The organism is Micromonospora chaiyaphumensis (genome assembly GCF_900091435.1).
In the GTDB taxonomy this organism is placed as follows: Bacteria; Actinomycetota; Actinomycetes; order Mycobacteriales; family Micromonosporaceae; genus Micromonospora; species Micromonospora chaiyaphumensis.
On sequence record NZ_FMCS01000001.1, the window covers coordinates 1,032,928 to 1,050,998 of the forward strand.

15 protein-coding genes are annotated in these 18,071 nt (G+C 71.5%); 6 read left to right on the forward strand and 9 right to left on the reverse strand.

The window, feature by feature from the left end:
• Positions 1–29 precede the first annotated feature (29 nt).
• A complete protein-coding gene (locus GA0070214_RS04890) occupies positions 30–3,281 on the reverse strand; it encodes a DUF2961 domain-containing protein (protein WP_091259385.1) in 3,252 nt (1,083 codons plus the stop codon).
• Between the two features lie 354 nt (positions 3,282–3,635).
• Here GA0070214_RS04890 and GA0070214_RS04895 point away from each other — a divergent pair, with 354 nt between their 5' ends.
• A complete protein-coding gene (locus GA0070214_RS04895; RefSeq protein ID WP_091259387.1) occupies positions 3,636–4,634 on the forward strand; it encodes a LacI family DNA-binding transcriptional regulator in 999 nt (332 codons plus the stop codon).
• A gap of 78 nt (positions 4,635–4,712) precedes the next feature.
• Here GA0070214_RS04895 and GA0070214_RS04900 read toward each other — a convergent pair whose 3' ends face one another.
• From GA0070214_RS04900 to GA0070214_RS04910, 3 genes are all read right to left on the reverse strand, one after another.
• A complete protein-coding gene (locus GA0070214_RS04900) occupies positions 4,713–6,347 on the reverse strand; it encodes a fucose isomerase (RefSeq protein ID WP_091259389.1) in 1,635 nt (544 codons plus the stop codon).
• The gene (locus GA0070214_RS04905; RefSeq protein WP_091259391.1) at positions 6,344–7,882 is read right to left on the reverse strand and encodes an FGGY-family carbohydrate kinase; all 1,539 of its coding nucleotides are present in this window, start codon (positions 7,880–7,882) and stop codon (positions 6,344–6,346) included. The genes GA0070214_RS04900 and GA0070214_RS04905 overlap by 4 nt, the downstream gene beginning before the upstream one ends.
• Positions 7,883–8,165: 283 nt before the next feature.
• Positions 8,166–9,161, reverse strand: a complete 996-nt coding sequence (locus GA0070214_RS04910) for a DUF1152 domain-containing protein (protein WP_244167547.1) — start codon at positions 9,159–9,161, stop codon at positions 8,166–8,168.
• A 177-nt stretch (positions 9,162–9,338) separates the two neighbouring features.
• On the opposite strand from GA0070214_RS04910, the gene GA0070214_RS04915 reads away from it, so the two are divergent.
• The gene (locus tag GA0070214_RS04915; protein WP_091259393.1) at positions 9,339–9,752 is read left to right on the forward strand and encodes a DUF6069 family protein; all 414 of its coding nucleotides are present in this window, start codon (positions 9,339–9,341) and stop codon (positions 9,750–9,752) included.
• A 153-nt stretch (positions 9,753–9,905) separates the two neighbouring features.
• Positions 9,906–10,400 (forward strand): nucleoside deaminase, encoded by a 495-nt coding sequence (locus tag GA0070214_RS04920; protein WP_091259395.1) that lies wholly within the window; start codon positions 9,906–9,908, stop codon positions 10,398–10,400.
• A gap of 77 nt (positions 10,401–10,477) precedes the next feature.
• Here GA0070214_RS04920 and GA0070214_RS32245 read toward each other — a convergent pair whose 3' ends face one another.
• From GA0070214_RS32245 to GA0070214_RS04935, 3 genes are all read right to left on the reverse strand, one after another.
• Positions 10,478–10,705, reverse strand: coding sequence for a helix-turn-helix domain-containing protein (locus GA0070214_RS32245; RefSeq protein ID WP_091259396.1), 228 nt, complete (start codon positions 10,703–10,705; stop codon positions 10,478–10,480).
• Between the two features lie 50 nt (positions 10,706–10,755).
• Entirely contained in the window at positions 10,756–11,289 is a 534-nt protein-coding gene (locus tag GA0070214_RS32250) for a hypothetical protein (RefSeq protein WP_244167548.1), read from the reverse strand.
• Between the two features lie 83 nt (positions 11,290–11,372).
• Positions 11,373–12,428 carry a helix-turn-helix transcriptional regulator gene (locus GA0070214_RS04935; protein ID WP_091259399.1) on the reverse strand — a complete coding sequence of 352 codons (1,056 nt, stop codon included), beginning with the start codon at positions 12,426–12,428 and terminating at the stop codon, positions 11,373–11,375.
• 228 nt (positions 12,429–12,656) lie between these two features.
• Here GA0070214_RS04935 and GA0070214_RS04940 point away from each other — a divergent pair, with 228 nt between their 5' ends.
• The 3 genes from GA0070214_RS04940 (at position 12,657) to GA0070214_RS04950 (ending at position 16,539) form a co-directional block, all read left to right on the forward strand.
• A complete protein-coding gene (locus GA0070214_RS04940) occupies positions 12,657–13,178 on the forward strand; it encodes a hypothetical protein (protein ID WP_139141747.1) in 522 nt (173 codons plus the stop codon).
• Positions 13,179–13,452: 274 nt separating this feature from the next.
• Positions 13,453–13,686, forward strand: coding sequence for a hypothetical protein (locus GA0070214_RS04945; protein ID WP_139141748.1), 234 nt, complete (start codon positions 13,453–13,455; stop codon positions 13,684–13,686).
• 36 nt (positions 13,687–13,722) lie between these two features.
• Positions 13,723–16,539: an AfsR/SARP family transcriptional regulator gene (locus GA0070214_RS04950; RefSeq protein ID WP_091259405.1), complete on the forward strand. Its 2,817-nt coding sequence runs from the start codon at positions 13,723–13,725 to the stop codon at positions 16,537–16,539.
• A 138-nt stretch (positions 16,540–16,677) separates the two neighbouring features.
• Here GA0070214_RS04950 and GA0070214_RS04955 read toward each other — a convergent pair whose 3' ends face one another.
• Together GA0070214_RS04955 and GA0070214_RS04960 are read right to left on the reverse strand one after the other, a co-directional pair.
• Complete coding sequence (locus GA0070214_RS04955; RefSeq protein ID WP_139141749.1) at positions 16,678–17,106, reverse strand: hypothetical protein; 429 nt, start codon at positions 17,104–17,106, stop codon at positions 16,678–16,680.
• A gap of 301 nt (positions 17,107–17,407) precedes the next feature.
• On the reverse strand, positions 17,408–17,824 hold the full coding sequence (locus GA0070214_RS04960; protein ID WP_091259409.1) for a hypothetical protein: 417 nt from the start codon (positions 17,822–17,824) through the stop codon (positions 17,408–17,410).
• Positions 17,825–18,071: the final 247 nt, after the last annotated feature.

Genomic DNA, 18,071 nt, shown 5'->3' on the forward strand with positions numbered 1-18,071 from the left:
GCCCGGGTCGACCCGGCGGCTCCGGTCGGTCACGAGACCAGCCGTGCCTCGACGTAGTCGAGCCCGGCGAGGTAACCGACCGACGCGGCGGCCTTGCCGGTCACGGTGAGCGTGAGCGTGTGCCGGCCGGCCGTCAGCTCCCGCCGGCCGTAGTCGAGCGGGTCGCTCACGACCACCTCCGGCGAGTGGTACGCGTCGAAGGCCGGCCCGATCCGGGCACCGTCGATCGCCACCGTGTTGGTGCCGTAGTCCCGCGCCAGCGTCTGCACGAGGCGCAGGTCGTAGGTCCCGGTGGTGGGCACGGTGAAGTTGACGGTGACGCTCTGGTTCGGCCCGTTGGCGTGGAACCAGAGCTGCGCGCTCTGCGACCAGTGAATGCCGCAGCAGTCGCCCTGGGGATCCACCGGCGCGTCGGCGCTGACCGCCGGCAGGAGCGATTCGCCCTCGATCCGCAGCGTGTCGCCGGTGCTGGCCGAGGCCGTCGCCGAGTACGGCCCCGCGTTGCCGGCCGCGTCCACCGCGCGCACCCGGTAGTACCAGGTCTCGCGCAGCCCCAGACCCGTGTGCTCGAAGCTCGGGCGGATCGTGGTGCCGACCCGGTTGCCCGGCCCCGGCGTGAAGCCGGCCTGGCGGGAGGCGAACACCTCGTACCGGGGGGCGTAGACGTCGTCCCGGGCCGGCTGCCAGGCCACCGTCACGGCGTTGGTCGTGCCGCTGGTGGCGGTGAGCCCGCTGACCGCCCCTGGCCGCTGGTGGTCGGTGAACGGGGTGACCAGGCTGAGCGCCGCGTACCGGGCCGCGGACCAGGCCGGTGTGCCGGCGGTCGGCGTCAGGGTGACGGTCACCGCGTCCCTGCCCCGGGTGAGCGCGGCCGGGAGCCGGTACTCGTCCTCCAGCCACCGGTGCGACGCGTTGGCCAGCGGCTGCGACCAGGTTCCGGCGTCACGCCCGTCGACCTGGACCGCCACCGACTGGTACCCGGCCGACTGGTCGCCGACCCGGCGCAGGACCGCGCCCGCGTTGTCCTCGTCGAGGGCCACCCGGAACCGGATGGGGTCGGTGGAGGCACGGACGTCGTCGGTCGCCGGTCGGGGCGCGCCGTCGTCGCCCTCGAAGGTCGCCGTGAGCACCGTCCGGTCACCGCCGGAGGCGTACCGGTGGGCCGCCTCGCTGGCGGCGTCGCCCACGTCGACCGTGTCCGTCCAGCGCTGCCCCAGGGTGTCCTGGCCGTACCAGTACGCGGTGGAGCCGTACCGGGCCGGGTCCTGGTCGCCCGGGCCGTGCTCGATGCCGAACCGCAGTCCGGTCGAGAACGCCACCGACTCCGCGAGCGTGAGCCGGTACGCCCCCGTGCAGTCGTACTGGCAGCCGTAGTCGGCGACCTCGTGGGCCGGGTTGCCGTTCGTGGGCGCGGAGAACGTGCCGTGGTTGAAGTACCAGCCGCTCTCGTAGAAGTCCTCCGTGCCGGTGCCGTGGATGCTCGGGCTCTGCGCGCCGTCCACGTAGACGCGCTCGTCGCCCTCCAGGTAGTTGCGCTGGTTGCCGGCGGGGATGTGCCCCTCCATGGTGTGGGTGACCCCCACGAACTTCCCCCGTCCCGCGACGTCGAGGAAGAGGTGGTCCGCGCCCGGTGTGGTGTCGGCGCTGGTCGCGGTCGCCCGGAAGTAGCCGGTGTCGCCGGTCGGCCGCAGTGCCGCCGCCCACTGGGCGGAGCGGGCCGTGGTCACCGTGGCCACCGAGGGTTTGATCGCCACGTCGGAACCGTTGCGCAGCTCGATCGACCAGCGCGACCGGTAGGGCATCGGCCACCAGGCCGACAGGGTCGCCGTCGCCGGGTCGACGCCGAACATCAGGGACCGGACGGGGTGCAGCCCGAGGCCGGTGCCGAAGAACTCGCCGAGCGGGGCGTCCACCGTGGTCCTGCCGTCGAACGAGATACGCAGCCGGGTGTCGCGCAGCACCGCGTCGGACGCGGCGACGGCCGCCCTGCGCTCGTCGTCGGCCGGGTAGGACAGGGTGTTGCTGCCCTGCCAGGTCTGCGCGGTGATCCGGTAGCCGTGCGCCGCCTCGACGTCGGTGTGCGCCGGGCCCAGGTCGACCGTGTCGGTGCGCTTCGCGGCGCCGGAGACGAGGCTGTCGACCCAGTACGTGAACTCGTTGACGTCGAGGCCGGACGAGACGAACTCGTTGCGGATGGTCAGCTTCGTCCTGCCGGCCGTGGCGCTCGCCGGCAGCTCGACGGCCTGGTCCCGCCAGGTGCCGAACGGCACCGGGTCGTTGGCCGGCCACTCGGCGACCGGTGCGCCGTCGACCAGGATCCGCGCCCGCTGGTGCCCGATGTGCGGGTCGAGCCGGCGGGTGAGCCGTACGCCGGTGTTGGCCGGGTCGACGGCGACGGTGAACTCGCTGCCGCCGCCGGGGCCGAAGGCGCGGCCGTCGTCGGCGATCGGCTCGGGCGCGCCGACGAGCTGCGGGATCGTCAGCTGGAGTGCGGTGACCGCGCCGGGGCCCACGCCGCCGGCGAGGGTCGTCCGACCGCCCGCGGGGACGGCGAAGGTGCGCTCGGCCGTCGCGGCGCCCGGCTGGGCGGGCTTGGGGTCGCGGGTGCCGGCGGCCGTGAGCTGCGCGATGACGTCCTCGGCCCGGTCGGCGGGGTCGAACGTGCCGACGCCCTCCGGGGTGGTGAACTTCCGGTAGGAGACGTGGTAGAAGATCGGGTTCTTCTCGGTGGTGACCCGCATCGAGCTGCGGTAGGTCATCGGTGCCTTGATGTAGACGCCGCCGGAGCTCTGCGCCGCGTTGGCGACCACCGGGTAGACGAAGGGAGCGCCGAGCTTCCCGTCCACGACGTCCTGGAGCTTGGCGTCGAGCACGGTCTTCCCGTCGAGGACGACCTTGATGGTGCCCGTGGCGGAGACGTTGCCCTCGTCGCGGGTGAACCAGATGGAGTCGATCTCGCCGGCGCCGGTGGCCTCGGCGATGACGCAGCCCTCGGCGCTGGTGCGCAGGCACGAGTACCGGCCGGAGAAGCCGTCGTCGTTGCCGCCGCTGCGGTCGAAGCTGGAGAACTGGTAGGCCCGGGATCCGTCGGTGAGCTCCGGGAGCCGGTCGAGCCGGCGGTAGACGTCCCAGCCGACGGGGCCGTTCGGGGTCGATCCGGTGGAGGCCGAGGCCGGTCCGGTGAGACCGACGACGGCCGAGCCGGCGATGAGCGTGGCCACAGCGGCGGCACCGAGCAGCCGTCGGGGCAAGGTACGTCGTACGCGGGTGGTGGGTGTCATGAATCGCCTTTCCACATCGGTGGGTGGGGCGGATCGTGAGGTACGGCGACAAGGAATCGATTTCTCGCTGCAACTGCGATCAGGTTAGGCAGCCGTCGCACGGCGGTCAATCCTTGAATGTTGACGACGAGGTCGGCGGCCGTTCGACGTTGACAGCCCCACCCGCCACTCCTATGGTCCTCGAACAGAACCGAGCAAACGATTTCCCGTTCACGAGGCAGCCGGCCCGGAGGTCCGTGACTGTTCCGTCACTTTCCGCCCGTAAGATGCCAGTCCCCGCACCCCGCGAGGGTGCGGAAAGCGGGCCGCACGTTGTCAGGCCTGTCATCGTAGGAATCCACCGGATGGAGGCGAATGGCGACGATCTACGACGTGGCACGGCAGGCTCAGGTCTCGCCCGCGACGGTTTCGCGGGTGCTCAACGGCCGCACCACCGTCGATCCAGTCATGGCCGCGCGCGTGCATCAGGCGATGCAGGACCTCGACTACCGTCCCAACGCGGTCGCCCGCAACCTGCGCCTGAGCCAGACCAGCCTCTGGGCGGTCATCATCTCCGACATCGGCAACCCGTTCTTCACCTCGATGGTGCGTGGGGTCGAGGACGTCGCGCAGAGCGCCGGCTACTCCGTGGTCCTGTGCAACACCGACGAGGACCCGGAGAAGGAGTCCCGGTACATCGCGGCGGTCCTCGCCGAACGGATGGCCGGCGTCATCATCTCCACGTCGGGCCGCTCGACGGTGATCAACCAGCTCCTCGAGGCCCGCATCCCGGTCGTGGCGATCGACCGTCAGCTGCGCGGCGTCACCATCGACACGGTGCTCGTCGACAACGTGCACGGGGCGGGGCTGGCGACCACGCACCTGCTCGACAACGGCTACCAGCGGGTCGCCTGCATCACCGGTCCCCGCCGGATCTCCACGGCCGCCCAGCGGCTCCGGGGCTACCAGCGCGCGCTGCGGGAGCGCGGGCGCGAGGTGACCGACGCCCTCGTGCGGTACGCGGACTTCCGCGAGGAGGGCGGTTACCGGGCCATGGCCTCGCTGCTCGACAGCGACAACCCGCCCGACAGCGTCTTCGCCACGAACAACCTGATGACCGTGGGCGCCGTCGAATGCCTCGTCGACCGCGGCATCCGGGTGCCGGACGAGGTCGGGGTCGTCGGATTCGACGACATCCCGTGGGCGCACCTGGTCCGGCCGTCGCTGAGCACCGTCTCCCAGCCGACGTACGACCTCGGACGCGCCGCCGCCGGGCTGCTCACCGAACGGATCGCCAACCCGTCGCGGCTGCCGTCGACCGTCACGCTCAGCACCGGGCTCCAGGTGCGCGACAGCTCCACCCGACCGGGCTGACCGGTCGCCGGCACGAGGGCCGCACTCCGGCCCGGGGCCCGGCCGGCCCCCACGGCCGGCCGGGTCCCAGGCGGGTGCTCAGAGGTTGACGTCGCCGCAGAGGTGCACCTGGACGCCGAGTTCGGCGAACAGCGCGGCCTTCACCCGCAGTGCCCGGTCGGCGGTCTCCGCGTCGGGCGCGTAGGCGACGTTCACGTGGTTGGCCTTGTGGCGGGCCATCAGCTGGTCGCGGCCGACCCCGTGCAGCACGGCGTGCATGATCGGCCACTGCGGGTTCGTGGCCTCCAGCCGGCGCCGGGTCTCCTCCTCGGGAAGCTCGACGACGGTGGCGCGACCGAGGTCGACGTGCAGGCCGCCGTCCATGATGAACACCCGGGACCACACGATCTCGCCCGGCTTGGAGACCCCGCTCAGCGTGCCGCCGCCGAGCGGGAAGAACATCGGCGGCTGCCGCATGCTGTACGACTTGTCGTACCCCCCGTTGTGGGACGCGGGCACCGAGCCGGAGATCTCGAACACCCAGACGAAGTCGTCGCCGTAGGTCTCCCCCCACCGGATGTCGTGCAGGGTGGTGGCCGGGTCGAGGCCCATGGCGGTCCAGATGCGGTTGGTGACCAACGAGTCGACGGCCACCCCCTCGTCGACCTCGTTGAAGTGCGGCAACGGCGCGCCCGCGTAGAGTTCGCGGCTGCCGTCGCGGCTGCGTACCGGTGGCCGCTGGACGTTGTTGAGCAGCCCCTCGGCCAGATCGCTGGCCGGGACGGTGTCCTTCAGCCCCTGCTGGTACTGGATGCCGACCGCGTCGAGGCCGAAGTCGTCCGCGATGCGCAGGGCGGCGATGTACATCTTGAACTGGCTGGTCAGCTGGGCGTCGGTGAGCTCGGTCGCCTCGTCGGTGCCGGTGTGGAAGGTCATGCCCGCCTCGTCCAGCCAGCGCCGGACCGCATGGGCCTCCTCGTCGGGGACCCGGGCCATCTCGGCGACCAGCGCGCTCTGCGACAGCCGCTCCTTGTAGATGCCCAGCGGGTTGATCAGCTCGTCGTCGAAGATCGCGTTGTACATGCCCATGCAGCCCTCGTCGAAGACGCCGATGACGGCCTTCTCCCGGGCCAGTTGCACGGCCAGGGCACGGCCGAGCTCGACCTCCGCGTCGTCGGGCAGGGCGGGCAGATCGCGGACGTGACCGGTGTCGTGGCGCAGCTCGCCGGTCTCCAACCAGGTGCGCAGCCCGTTGACCGCCCAGTCGTCGGTGAAGTCCCGGCTCCACAGCGCGGAGTGCCGTACGCCCGCCTTGGTGAGGCTCGCGGTGAGGTTGAGCAGGCCGACCAGGCCCGGGAACTCGCCGCTCCAGTTGGCGACGATCAGGATCGGCCCCCGGTGGCTGCGCAGCCCGGCCAGCACGTGGTGGCTGTACTGCCAGACCGCCTCGACCACGATGAGCGGCGCGTCGACCGGCAGGCGCTTGAAGACCTCGATGCCGGCCCGCTGGCTGTCGATGAAACCGTGGCCCTTGTCCGGGTCGACGGCGTGGCCACGCTCGACCTTCCAGCCGAGCGCGTTGACCGCGGCCGCGAGGTCGGCCTCCAGCTGCTGCTGCGTGGGCCAGCACGTGACGTTCGCGCGGGGCCGGAGATCGCCACTGGCCACCGTGTAGACGGTGCCGGGCGCCGCGGCGGGCGGCTCGGCCAGCACGGGCAGCGGGTAACGGGTCATGGGGCGACTCCTTCGGTGCGTGGGGTGTCGCTGGCCGCCGGCGGGCCGGCGGCCAAAAGACGGTCCTGACGTGCAGCGAGCGCGTGCGCGACCCGCTTGGAACTCGTGTACAGCTCCCGGTACAGCCCGTAGAGCTCGTCGTAGTCGGCGGCCAGCTCGGCCCGGGGTTGCCGGATCTCCTTGACGGGGTTCCACGCCTCGATCGAGACGGGCCACCCGGTCCGCGCGGCGAGGAACGCCGCTCCGTAGCTCGCGCCGATGGTCTGCGACGGGATGACCTGGGCACGCCCGGTGACGTCCGAGACGATCTGGGTCCACAGCCCGCCCTGGGTGCCGCCGCCGACCGCCACGACCCGCCGGATGTCGCCACCGCTCGCCTCGATCGTCTCGATGTTGTGCCGGACGCCGAGAGCGGTCGCCTCGAGAGCGGCGCGGTACAGGTCACCGCGGGTGTGCGAGACGGTGAGGCCGGCGACGACGCCACGGGCCCGGGGATCCAGGATGGGCGTGCGCTCGCCCGCGAAGTACGGGAGCATGAGCAGCCCGTTCGCGCCCGGGCCGGATGCCTCGGCCAGCCGGAGCAGCTCGGGGTAGTCCGGTGCGCCGAACAGCTCGCGCAGCCAGGCCGTGATCGCGCCCGAGGTGGCCAGGCCGCCGGCGAGGTTCCGCGTTCCGGGCAGGGCGCCGACGGTGCCCCACAGCGAGGGATTCGTCAGGGGGGCCGTGACCGTGTGGACGAGGAACATCGTCGTGCCGTACATCAGCATCAGGTCGCCGACGCCCTGGGCGCCCACGCTGATCGCCTCCGACCAGGCGTCGATGGTGCCCGTGACGACCGGGACGCCCGCCGGCAGGCCGGCCTCCGCCGCCGCGCGCGACGTCACCGTCCCGGCCACCTCCTCGGGCCAGCGCAGCGGCGGCAGGACCAGATCGGGTGCGATCTCCGTGGCCCACGGCGCGTACCAGTCCTGGACCCCGGTGTCGTAGAGCGGTGTGCACTGGCTCGCGGAGTGCTGGTCGAGCACGTACCGGTCGGTGAGCTTCCACGCGAGCCACGAACTGGGCATGAAGAGCCGCCGGGCCCGGGCGAAGAGCTCCGGCTCGTTGTCGGCCACCCAGGCCACCTTGGCGCCCGCCGCCTGGCTGGACAGTGCCGAGCCGCACCGGCGGAGGATCTCCTCCGCACCGAACCGCTCGGTGAGGCGCTCGATCTGGCGGGTCGAGCGGGTGTCGACGCCGTAGAGGACGGCGGGGCGCAGCGGGGCGTTCGCGGCGTCCGTGAGCAGCACACACGGGCCCATGCCGCTCACCCCGACGGCGACGACGTCGGCGTCGCCGGGTGCGAGGAGTTCACGGCTCAGCGCGACGAACTCCTGCCACCAGACGTCGGCGTCCATCTCCACCCAGCCCGGTCGCGGGCGGCTCACCTCGTGCGCGCGGGTCGCCGAGCGGAGGACCCGGCCGTCGGCGTCGACGAGGACGGCCTTGCTGCTCGATGTGCCGATGTCGACGCCCAGGACGGCCGCAACCTTCATGGGCGTCACTGTTCCAGCAATCGATTTCCGAATCAAGAGCGATCAGTCGACGCCTTTCGCTGCCAGGTCCGGGCGTGCGTACGGGCATGCCGCCGTATCGCCTGATGAGGGCGGGTGCCGGCGCGGCCGGAGAGAGTCGGCAGGGCCGGGAAATCGTTAACTCGCTTCGCCTTCGGACGGGGTGGACCTGCCGATCCCTCGCGATGCCGGGCCGCCGAACGTCGCCCACCACCGACCGTCCTGCACCACGAGCGGGTGCCTCAAGGTGCCGCCGGCCGGGCGTTCAGTGGGGAAACGCCCGGGGGATGCGGGCGTTGAGGAGTTCGTCGCGGAAGGCTTGGATGCGGGTGATCACCTGTCGCCGGCCGACGGTGTTCTCGATGCGGTCGAGGTAGAGGCATCGGGCGGCGAGTTTGTCGAGGTCGACGGTGAAGTAGATCGCCATCAGCGGGTTGACGAACAGGTCACCGCCGCCGGTGCGCCGGGTGAACCGGACGTCTCCGAACGCGCCGCTGGTGGCGGCGGCGATCTGACCTTGGACGATGCTCGGCCGGTCCGGAGTGGCGGCCTGGGCGTCGGCGACAGCATCGCGGTACAGCGCCGCTTCCCGGCTGGAGCTGGGGATGGACAGGGCGCCGAGGTAGCCACCCTCGCGGTCGAGTGCGGCGAGGTTCTCCAGCACCTGGACGTGGTTGACGCCGTCGTAGGCATCGATGCCGAAGCCGAGACTGGTCACCAGTTTGACCGGTACGTCCAACGCGGCCACGGCGGCCAGGCTGGTGATGTCCTCCACCGGGGTGCCGAGATCGCTCTCGTCGCCGCGCAGCAGGACGTCGGTGCCGCCGTCGACCAGCACCACCGCATCGATGTCGAGGTGTTCGACCAGGTGCCGGTACGCCGCCCGTAACGGCTGGACACCGAGCGGCGGAAAGGCGTACACGGTCGACGGCAGTTCCTGAGCCGCCAGCCACCGGGCGAGCGTCCGTTCGGGGAAGTACCAGTCCGGGCTGCCGGTGTCCGGCTGCACCGCCGCGACATGCTCCGCCAGCCACGCGTCCCGGTCGATCAGCTCGAGCTCGGAGAAGGACAGGCTGGCCAGGTGCACCCGTGCGCCGCCGCGCGACAGCGCGAACGCCAAGGGCAGGCCGGCGTAGACATCGAACCCCCCGCCCGCTCCGGCGATGAGGATGCTCCGCGCCGGAGCCAGCGCGGCGAACAGCGGCGGAAGGGCCAACGAGTACGCACCGGGGTCGGCCGCCGGCGCGGCAGGGTTCAGCACCCCTCAATGATCAACCACGCGGTCGTGCCGCGCGGACCGGCGAAGCCGGGAGCGTCACCGACGAATCGTGTTTTCGAAAAAAAATCTGGGCGTGCCTGTCGATTGGGGTCGGTCCTGTTCGTCGCTCTGGTGAGAGCCCGGCACCGAGCCGGTCCACCACACCCTCTGGAGGGCACGATGACCACGACCGTGAACACGACCCGCGCCACCACTTCGACCATCGGTGCGCTGGTCCGGACCGGTGTCGTCGCCGCGGTCGCCGCGAGCGCCGCCACCATGGCCGTCGCCGCCGCAGGTCACGCGGCAGGGATCAGCCTCGAGGTGGGCGGCGCCCCGATCCCGGTCACGGGGTTCGGCGTGCTGACCGCTGTCTTCTCGCTGACCGGCGTGGTCATCGCCGCGCTGCTGTCCCGCTTCGCCCGGCGTCCGCGGCGCACGTTCGTCCGCACGACGGTGGTGCTGACCGTCCTGTCGCTGGTGCCGGACGTGATCGTCGACGCCGGGACGGCCACCAAGGCGCTGCTGATGCTCACCCACCTGGTCGCGGCCGTGATCGTGATCCCCGCTGTCGCGCGCCGCCTGGCCGCCTGACCCGTCGCCACCGCTCCGAACTCACACGCACCGGGAGAGCGTCCTGACCGCCACCCACACCTTCGACGTCTTCTCTACCGGCCCACCCTGCACGCCTGAGTCCGTCCGTCTGCGAGGCTGGCGATGACTGCACCTTCGAACGGGGAGCCGGCCATGACGACAGACGAACAGGACCTCACTCATCTGCAGCGGTGCGTAGCGCTCGCCGCAGAGGCTCTGGCGGCCGGCGACGACCCGTTCGGGTCGGTCCTGGTCGGCCCGGACGGAGACGTGCTGGCGGAGGCCCGCAACCGGGAGACCTCCTCGGCGGACCCGACGGCGCATCCCGAGCTCGCCCTGGCGCAGTGGGCGGCCGGACATCTGCCACCGGCCGAGCGGGCCGCCACCACCGTCTACACCTCGGGCGAGCACTGCCCGATGTGCGCGGCCGCCCACGCCTGGGTGGGACTTGGCCGCATCGTCTACGCCGCATCGAGCTCGCAGCTCGCCACCTGGCGAGCGGGGTGGGGCCTGCCGGCCGGGCCCGTGGCCGCGCTACCCGTCACCACCGTCGCGCCGGCTCTCACGGTCGTCGGCCCGGTCGCTCCCCTGGACGAGGAGATGCGGCTCCTGCACGAACGCGCCGCGAATCGGCGAGTCGCGCAGTAGCCGCACGCGGGCACCTCTCCGGGCCGACGGCGCCGCCTCGCCACGGTCGAATCCCCGCGGATCGGCAGAACCGCGCGTCAGGAGTCGCGACGGGCGTCGGGAGCGGTGACGATGTTCAGAGCGCCGAGGGCTGCGCCCAACTGGAACCGGTTGTCCACCTCCAGCCGGTCCATGAGCGAGCGCATCATGTTGGACACCGACCGTTTGCTGATGCCGAGCTCCTGGGCCGCGGTGGCGTCGGTGTGCCCCTGTGCCAGCAGGTCGATCAGGGCTGCCTCGCGCGGTGAGAGCGGGAGCTGTGACACCGGAGCCTCCTGGGTCTGTGCGGTGATGACGGGACGGAACCGGGCCCGGCTCAGTTCGGCGGCGGCCGGAGGCAGGTGGCGCAGTTGCCCGGGCCGTCTCCGCCGTCCGTCACCAGGATCGGGTCCTTGTAGCTGAGTGGCCGGCTCACCAACTGCCCGCCGCTGCGCGTGACGAGCAGGCAGCGGTAGAGCGAGCCGGGCATCATGAAGCCGGGGCTGATGCCCAGGCAGTAGGCGCTGTACTCGCCGTCGTCGGCCGGCACCGGGACCGGCTCGGCGAAGGGCTCGGCCGTGCCGGTCGGCCCGTACCGGTAGAGGGCGCCGCCGCTGAGCTGCCCGCTCGGGTAGTAGAGGATCGCGTACGCCGCCCCGGCGGGCGTGGTGGCGCAGGGGTCGACCCACCCGTGCAGGGTCCCGGCCGCGTCGATGGACTCGACCTTGCCGGTTGCGCACGGTGAGGTCGGGATCTGGTCCGTGCCGCCCCACGTCCCGCTCGTGGCGGTGGCCTGCTGGGGCAGGCTGAGGGCGAGCGCGGCGGCGAGCACAGCGGTCGTCCCGATTCGCAGATGGTGACGCAGGGCCATTCGACATCCTCTCCGAGGGCACGCGGGTGGGGAGAACTGGCCGACCGCGCAGGGCGCGCTCGGTGAGGGTGACCGGCGGGCGGCTAGCCGGCCGGGGGTCGGTCGTGACGCGGCGGTGGGCCGAAGACTCCGGCGGATCCGAGCAGCAGGCCGAGTTGGAACCGGTTGTGCACCTTGAGCCGGTCCATGAGAGCGCGCAGGGCGCCGGAGACGGAACGTTCGCTGATCCGCAGCTCCCGCGCGGCCCGGGCTTCGGTGTGGCCACGGGCCAGCAGGTTGACGAGGGCCGCCTCGCGATCGGTGAGGAACAGGCCGGTCGCGGCGCTGGGCGCGGACGACTGCCAGTGCCGTTCGAAGGTCGCAACCAGCGACTCCACCACCGGGGCGTGGTGTATCTCCAGGTAACCGCGTTCATAGTTGCCCGGGTCGACGGGGAACAGCGCCACCGCCCGGTCCACGACGATCAGCTTGAGCGGCACGCCGGGACTTTCCCGGTAGCTGGCCCCGGAGCCGCCGGCGTCCACGCCCCCGTACGGAACCAGCAGGTCGACGTCACGCGGTTGGACCCCGATCATCCGTACGGCGACACCGCGATCCCGCAGCATCCGGTCCATCGAACCGGCGGCCGTCTTGGCGGACTCGTCGAACGTGGATTCCGGATTCATGGCCAGGTGCTCCCGGCGGGCCATGCCCACGAGGGCGGCCAGACGGCGCCGCGCGGCGTCTCGGGTGGTCAGGTGGTTGACGCCGCCACCCAGCTCGACAAGGGCGTTGCTCAGCTCCATCGCGTGGGCCGACGGCCGGCGGCTCGCGTCGGCACCGGGCCGGCGGCGGTGGGCGACCGCCGCCATGGCCCGGGCCAGCGGCACAGCCCGCCACGTCCCGCTCGATCCACGCGGACCGGCCGGCTCGCAGACCAGGCCGCCGTCGCGGAGTTCGGCCAGGCAGCCGAGGACCACCGTCACCGGCATGCCGAGGTCCCGCGCGAGCCGCCCGCCGGTCTGCGGGCCGTAGGCGGTCAACGACCGGAAGACGAGGTCGGCCGACGGCGTGAAGCCGTACCGGGTCAGTGACGGCGCCACGTGGTTCGGACTGGCCGGGTGCGCCTGGGGTGCGGTGGCGGCGAGCGGGGGTGCCATACGGGGCAACCAATCACCTACGACGATCCCATAACGGCTTCGTGACCGAACCGTGACGTGATCTTGCGCCTTTGTGCAGTCCCGGCCGCCCGCCCCACGCAGGCCGACCCGACGGCGATGGGCTTGCGTCGCCCGTACGCACTTCCGCAGATCCGGCGCCGGCTCTTCTGACGATCGACCACGGCCTGGTTCTGTTCGGCGGCACCCCCGACGAATCGAGGAGGAGAAATGCGCAGAGGTGTTTCGCGCTGGGCGGCGGCCGCCCTGTCCGGAGTGATCGGCAGCGTGGCGCTCACGGCTCCGGCGCTGGCCAGCGGGAACAGCACGTTGGCCTGCCCGCCCGAGTACTTCTACGACATCACGTCCAGCAGCAGCTACCACATGCCCGCCTCGGGCGCCTACTTCAAGGACGGCCCCGGCGGCACCATGACCGTCAGCGTCACCAAGGCGACCACGATCACGGCGACCGCGTCCGTCAGCGCCGGCGCCACGGTGTCCGGCATCGTCGCGGAGGCCAAGGTCGAGGTCAGCGCGTCGATCGCGCAGAGCAACTCAATCACGGTGGGCCACACGTACACCCGCAACATCACCGCCGGCAAGTACGGCAACGCGCAGTACGGCTCCTGGGGTTACAACGTCGGCTGGCGGTACTACTACACCGCCTCGTCGTGCTCCACCACGCTCAAGTCCTCGGGCACGGCCAAGGTGCCGACCAACGCCGAGGGCTGGCGTTACTGGGAGACGAACTAATTCGGCCGCATGGCCCGCGTTCACGCCGGGCGCGGGCCATGCCGTACTCCTCCAGGACCCTGCCATGCGAATTGCTGCCGCCCTTGCCGGCCTTGCCCTTTCCGCCACCCTCCCGGCGCTCACCGCGTGCACCGGAACCACCGCCCCACCACCCGACCGCACGCCACACCCCGTTGTCGCCGCACCGGCGGCCTCCCCGCCCAGCGCCACGGCCGAGGAACTGCCCGGGACACGGACGCTGCTGTACCAGCCGCCTGCCCAGGGGGCCCGCGTCGTGGGCAGGGCGGGTGTGCGGGCCGACGCTCCGGTCTGGATCAACGTGACGTGTTCCGCGCCGACGGACACCGCCATCCAGGTCGCGTTCCAGCCGCTGGACCAGTTCGACATCCCGTGCGGATCGGAGACCTCCGCCACCCGCAATCAGGTCAATCTCCGAAGTCCACGCACGCTCACCCTGGCCGTCACCGCACCACCGTCGGTGACCTGGAGCGTCCGCGTTCAGCAGTGAGGAACACGGCCACCGGTCACGATCGCGGGAGGGATCATGCGGTTCGAAGTCCTGGGGCCACCCCGGGTCGTCGACGCGACCGGATCAGTGGTTCCGCCCGGCAGACGTCAACACGAGCTGGTGCTGGCCTGCCTCCTTGCTGCCGGCGGCCGGACGGTCGCCGACAGCACGTTGATGACAGCCCTGTGGGGTCACGACCCGAGCGACACCCGGCACGGGGCACTGCGGGTCCTCGTCCACCACCTGCGGCGCAGGCTCGGCACCGAGACGATCCTCCGAGCGACCGGTGGCTACCGGGTCGTGCTGGACGGCCACCGGCTCGACACCGACGAGTTCAGCGCGCTGGTCGACGCCGCGGCGCGCGACGAGGCGCGAGGCCGGCTCCCCGAGGCGCGCGAGCACTACCGTGCGGCGCTGCGACTGTGGCGAGGCGCGGAGGCCTACCAGGGCACCGCCGACATCGATCTCGTGAGGGCGGCGGCCGACCACCTGGCCGAGCAGCGGATGACCGCCTACGAGAGCTGCGTCGACATCGAACTCAGCCTCGGGCTGCACCGCGAGCTGTGCGCGGAGCTGTCGGCCGTGGCAGGGCAGAACCCGCTGCGCGAACGTCTCCAGGCGCAACTGATGCTGGCGCTCGTACGCAGCGACCGCCGGGCGGAGGCGCTGGCCGTCTACGAGCGGACCAGGCGCATCCTCGTCGACGAGCTCGGTGCGGACCCGGGGACGCGCCTGCAGCAGCTGTACGCCGCGATCCTGCGCGAGGCCGCGCCGGCGGTCGTACCTTCTGCCGCCTCTGTCGTGGTCCCGCCGGCGCAGCTGCCCGCCCCGCCGAGCACCTTCGTCGGGCGCCAGGACGAGCTCGCAGCTCTCGACGCCGTGATCGGGACACCCCGGTCCGGAAGGCGGATCAGCGGTTCGATGGTGGTCACGGGTTCCGGCGGCATGGGGAAGACGGCTCTGGTCACGCGCTGGGCCCACCGGCACCGGGAGAGCTTCCCCGGCGGGCAGCTCTACCTCGATCTCGACAACGACGTTCCGGCGACGGTGGCGGTCGCGAGGGCCCTCGTCGATCTCGGCGTCGCTCCCGACGACGTGCCACCGCAGGCAGAGGCGCGCGCGGCGCGGCTGCGCTCACTGCTGTCCGGCCGCACGGTGCTGATGGTTCTCGACAACGTGAGCAGCGCCGAGCAGGCCAGGCCGTTCCTGCCCGGCAGCGGTGACAGCGCACTGGTGATCATCAGCCGGAACCGGCTTGACGGACTCGTCGCCCGCGACGGCGCACACCCGCTGGTGCTCACACCGCTGCCGGTCGAGCCGGCCACCCGCCTGCTCCAGGCGATCGCCGGGACGTCCGGGCCCGTGACCGGCGACATCCGTACCCTGGTGGCGCTGTGCCACGGCCTGCCGTTGGCGATCCGGATCGTGGGAGCCCACCTGCGGCTGGGCGCCCGGCCGGGCGCCCTCGTCGTCGCGCTGCAGGACGAGCGCACCCGACTCGCCCGGCTCACCACCAGCGACGGCGATGTGAACGTACGCGCCACCATCGCCCTGTCCTATCGGCGGCTGGCCGCAGCGGAACGTCAGCTGCTGCGCCGTCTCGGACTGTCGGATGCCCACGCCATCCCGCCCGGAGCCGTGGCCGCACTGGCCGGCATCTCCTCCGGCGCCGTCCTGACCGATCTGATCGGCCGGCTCGCCACGGCCAATCTCGTCGCCGTCGAAGCGGACAACCGGATCAGCATCCACCAGCTGACCCGCATCTTCGCTCGGGAGCAGGGGCACTTCGAAGACCCGTCGGCCGATCGTGCATCCGCTGAGCGGCAACTGCTGCGCTGGTACGGGCAGGCCCTGGGCGATGCACAGCGTCGCATCCGGCCGGCGGCGGGCGGAGCGGGCGATCGCACGATCCCCGACCCGCGGCACGTCTTCCTGCCCGATCTGCCCGACACCGCCGCAGCCGTCAGGTGGGTCGACAAGGAGGCGGACACGATCGCCGGGTTGATCGCCCGGTTCGGCCGGACGCATCCCGATCTCGTCTGGCCCCTCGCCGCCGACATGCGCGGCTGGCTGCAACGCCGGGCATCCCGGGACACCTGGATCGCCGTCACCGAGCAGGGCGTCCGGTCCGCCGCCCTGGCCGGCAGCACCACGGGCGAGGCGACGCTGTACGGCAGTCTCGGCGTGGCACACAGCTTCCTGCTGCACCGCGCCGAGGCCCGCGCCGCGTACGAGCGTGCCGGTGCGCTCTTCGGACGCAGCGGTGACGATGCCGGCAGGGCCGACGTCGAAGCGAGCCTGGGCGCGATGCTGGCCGACAGTGGCGCGCTCGACGACGCGCTCCCGCCGCTGCTGCGGGCACGGCAGCTCGGAGCTCTGCTGGACGACCCCGACCTGATCTTCAAGGCGGAACTGAATCTGGGCTACCTGCATCGGCGGGCCGACCGTCAGCAGGATGCCTTCGACGCCTACACGGCGGCCCTGACGGCTGCCGAGCGGTCCACCGATCGGGACTGGTTGGCAGCGAGCGTCCACACCAATCTGGGTCGGCTGCATCTCCTTCGCGGCGATGTCGACAGGGCCGGACGCCACTACGACACCGCTGTCCGGCTCGCCCGGAGCACCGGCGATCGGCTGCGGGAGGCCTGGGCGCTGCACGGATGCTCGGATGTCGCCGCAGAGCGCCGGGACATCCCCGCCGCGGTCGCCGCCCTGGGCGAGGCCGTCACCATTCTCGAACCCCTGGGCGATCGCCGTCTCGACGAGATGCGTGGCCGGCTGTCCGAGCTGCTGTCGTTCGATCCGGCCGACAGCCGTCACCCGCCGCCGGCCGAGGACGCCGTGACGCCCTGAGAGGTTCGTGGCAGCGGCGTCGTCGCGGCGCGGCGCGGCGCCCGCCCGACGGGCCGCATGCGACCTGCCGGTCGCATGCGGCCCGTCATTCAGACCAGCGACACCGTCTCCGACGGCGCGGATCACCCGAGGGCCGGATCAGCACCTGTAGAAGATCAGTTTCTTCCCGACGAAGAAACTTCCGGTGTTCTCGACGGCCACCGTTGACCCGGTCGCGCTGATGCTGCCGACCGTGTTGCTCGCCCACAGTGCCCGGCCGCTGGAGTTGACGACGACGAAGTTCCCGTCCTGCTGATAGACGGCGTGGTGACCCGAGGGATTCGTGCCCGCCGCCCAGCAGACCTTTCCGGTCGTCCGCTTCAACACCAGGTTGCCGTCGGGCTGCATGATGAGCTGCACGCTGTAGCCGGTACCGACCGTCGGGTCGACCGTCCTGGTGAGATAGTCGCCCTTGTTGATGTAGTGCCCTCGGAAGATCGCGTAGCCGAGGTTGGCGGCCTGAGCCGGTAGCGCCGAGACCAGGACGATCCCGACGGCGACCACCGCACCAAGCAGCGGTCGGGCCACCCTTCGAAGCCTCGTTCGTTCCCTTGACAAGGTTCCTCCCCTTTTCTGTCGTCATGACGTGAGCTGTTGTTCTTGTGCGGCAGGCGAAACGAGACTCGCCTGCCGGCGGGGCGTCGATTCGCCTTCGGTCCGCACCGGAGCGACCCCGTCTTCGATCGGCACTCCGGCCCACCCTGTTGCCGTGTGCCGACAAGCGCCCGGGGCGGACGTTGCATCAGGTGTCGGGGTTGTCCAGGAAGCCCGAGCCGACGCAGGTGTCGCGGCGATGCGGGGGCTCGATCTGCGGGAGGAGACGCTGACCTCAGAGCAGCCAGGAGGTGTAGACCTGAGGTGTGCTGCCGCAGCTTGCCGACGAGTCGATGCGGATTCCGTTGGGAGTGCCGCCGGTGTCGGCCTGGAACACCCAGTCGTCTCCCTGGCCGGCGGGCACGCAGCGCACCGAGCCGTTGGTGTAGCGAATGAAAGCGACGTCGTCATGGCGCATGTTGCGAACCTCGGTGATGTCCCGGCGGCTGAACGACTGGAAGCCGGACGTCACCACCTGATACCGCTCCGCCCACGCGCTGTGGTTGCTGGTGTACAGGCAGACGTAGGGGTAGGAGCACGGATAGAAGGCCGCGGCCTGGGCCGGCGTGGCGGCCACGACTGCGGTCAGGCCGAGCCCCATGGCCAGAATGGGGCGCATCCACTTCTTCGATCGCTCGCGCACGACCTTCATGACGTCTTTCCTCCCCGACAGCAGTGATCATCGCCGTTTCCTGAGTGGGCAGCTGCCCACCGTGGATCCGTCGGGCGCCTTGCCGGTTCGGATTCGGCACGCACCCGAGGACGGGGCCGATCATGCATCGTCGATGTTGGAATTCTGTTGGACGAGGGCGTGCGTTCGGTCTCCGCCTGCGACAGGAACAGCAGACAGGGGTACGCGGTGTCGTGCAGGCCCAGGTCGAACAACGGCCAGTCCGGTG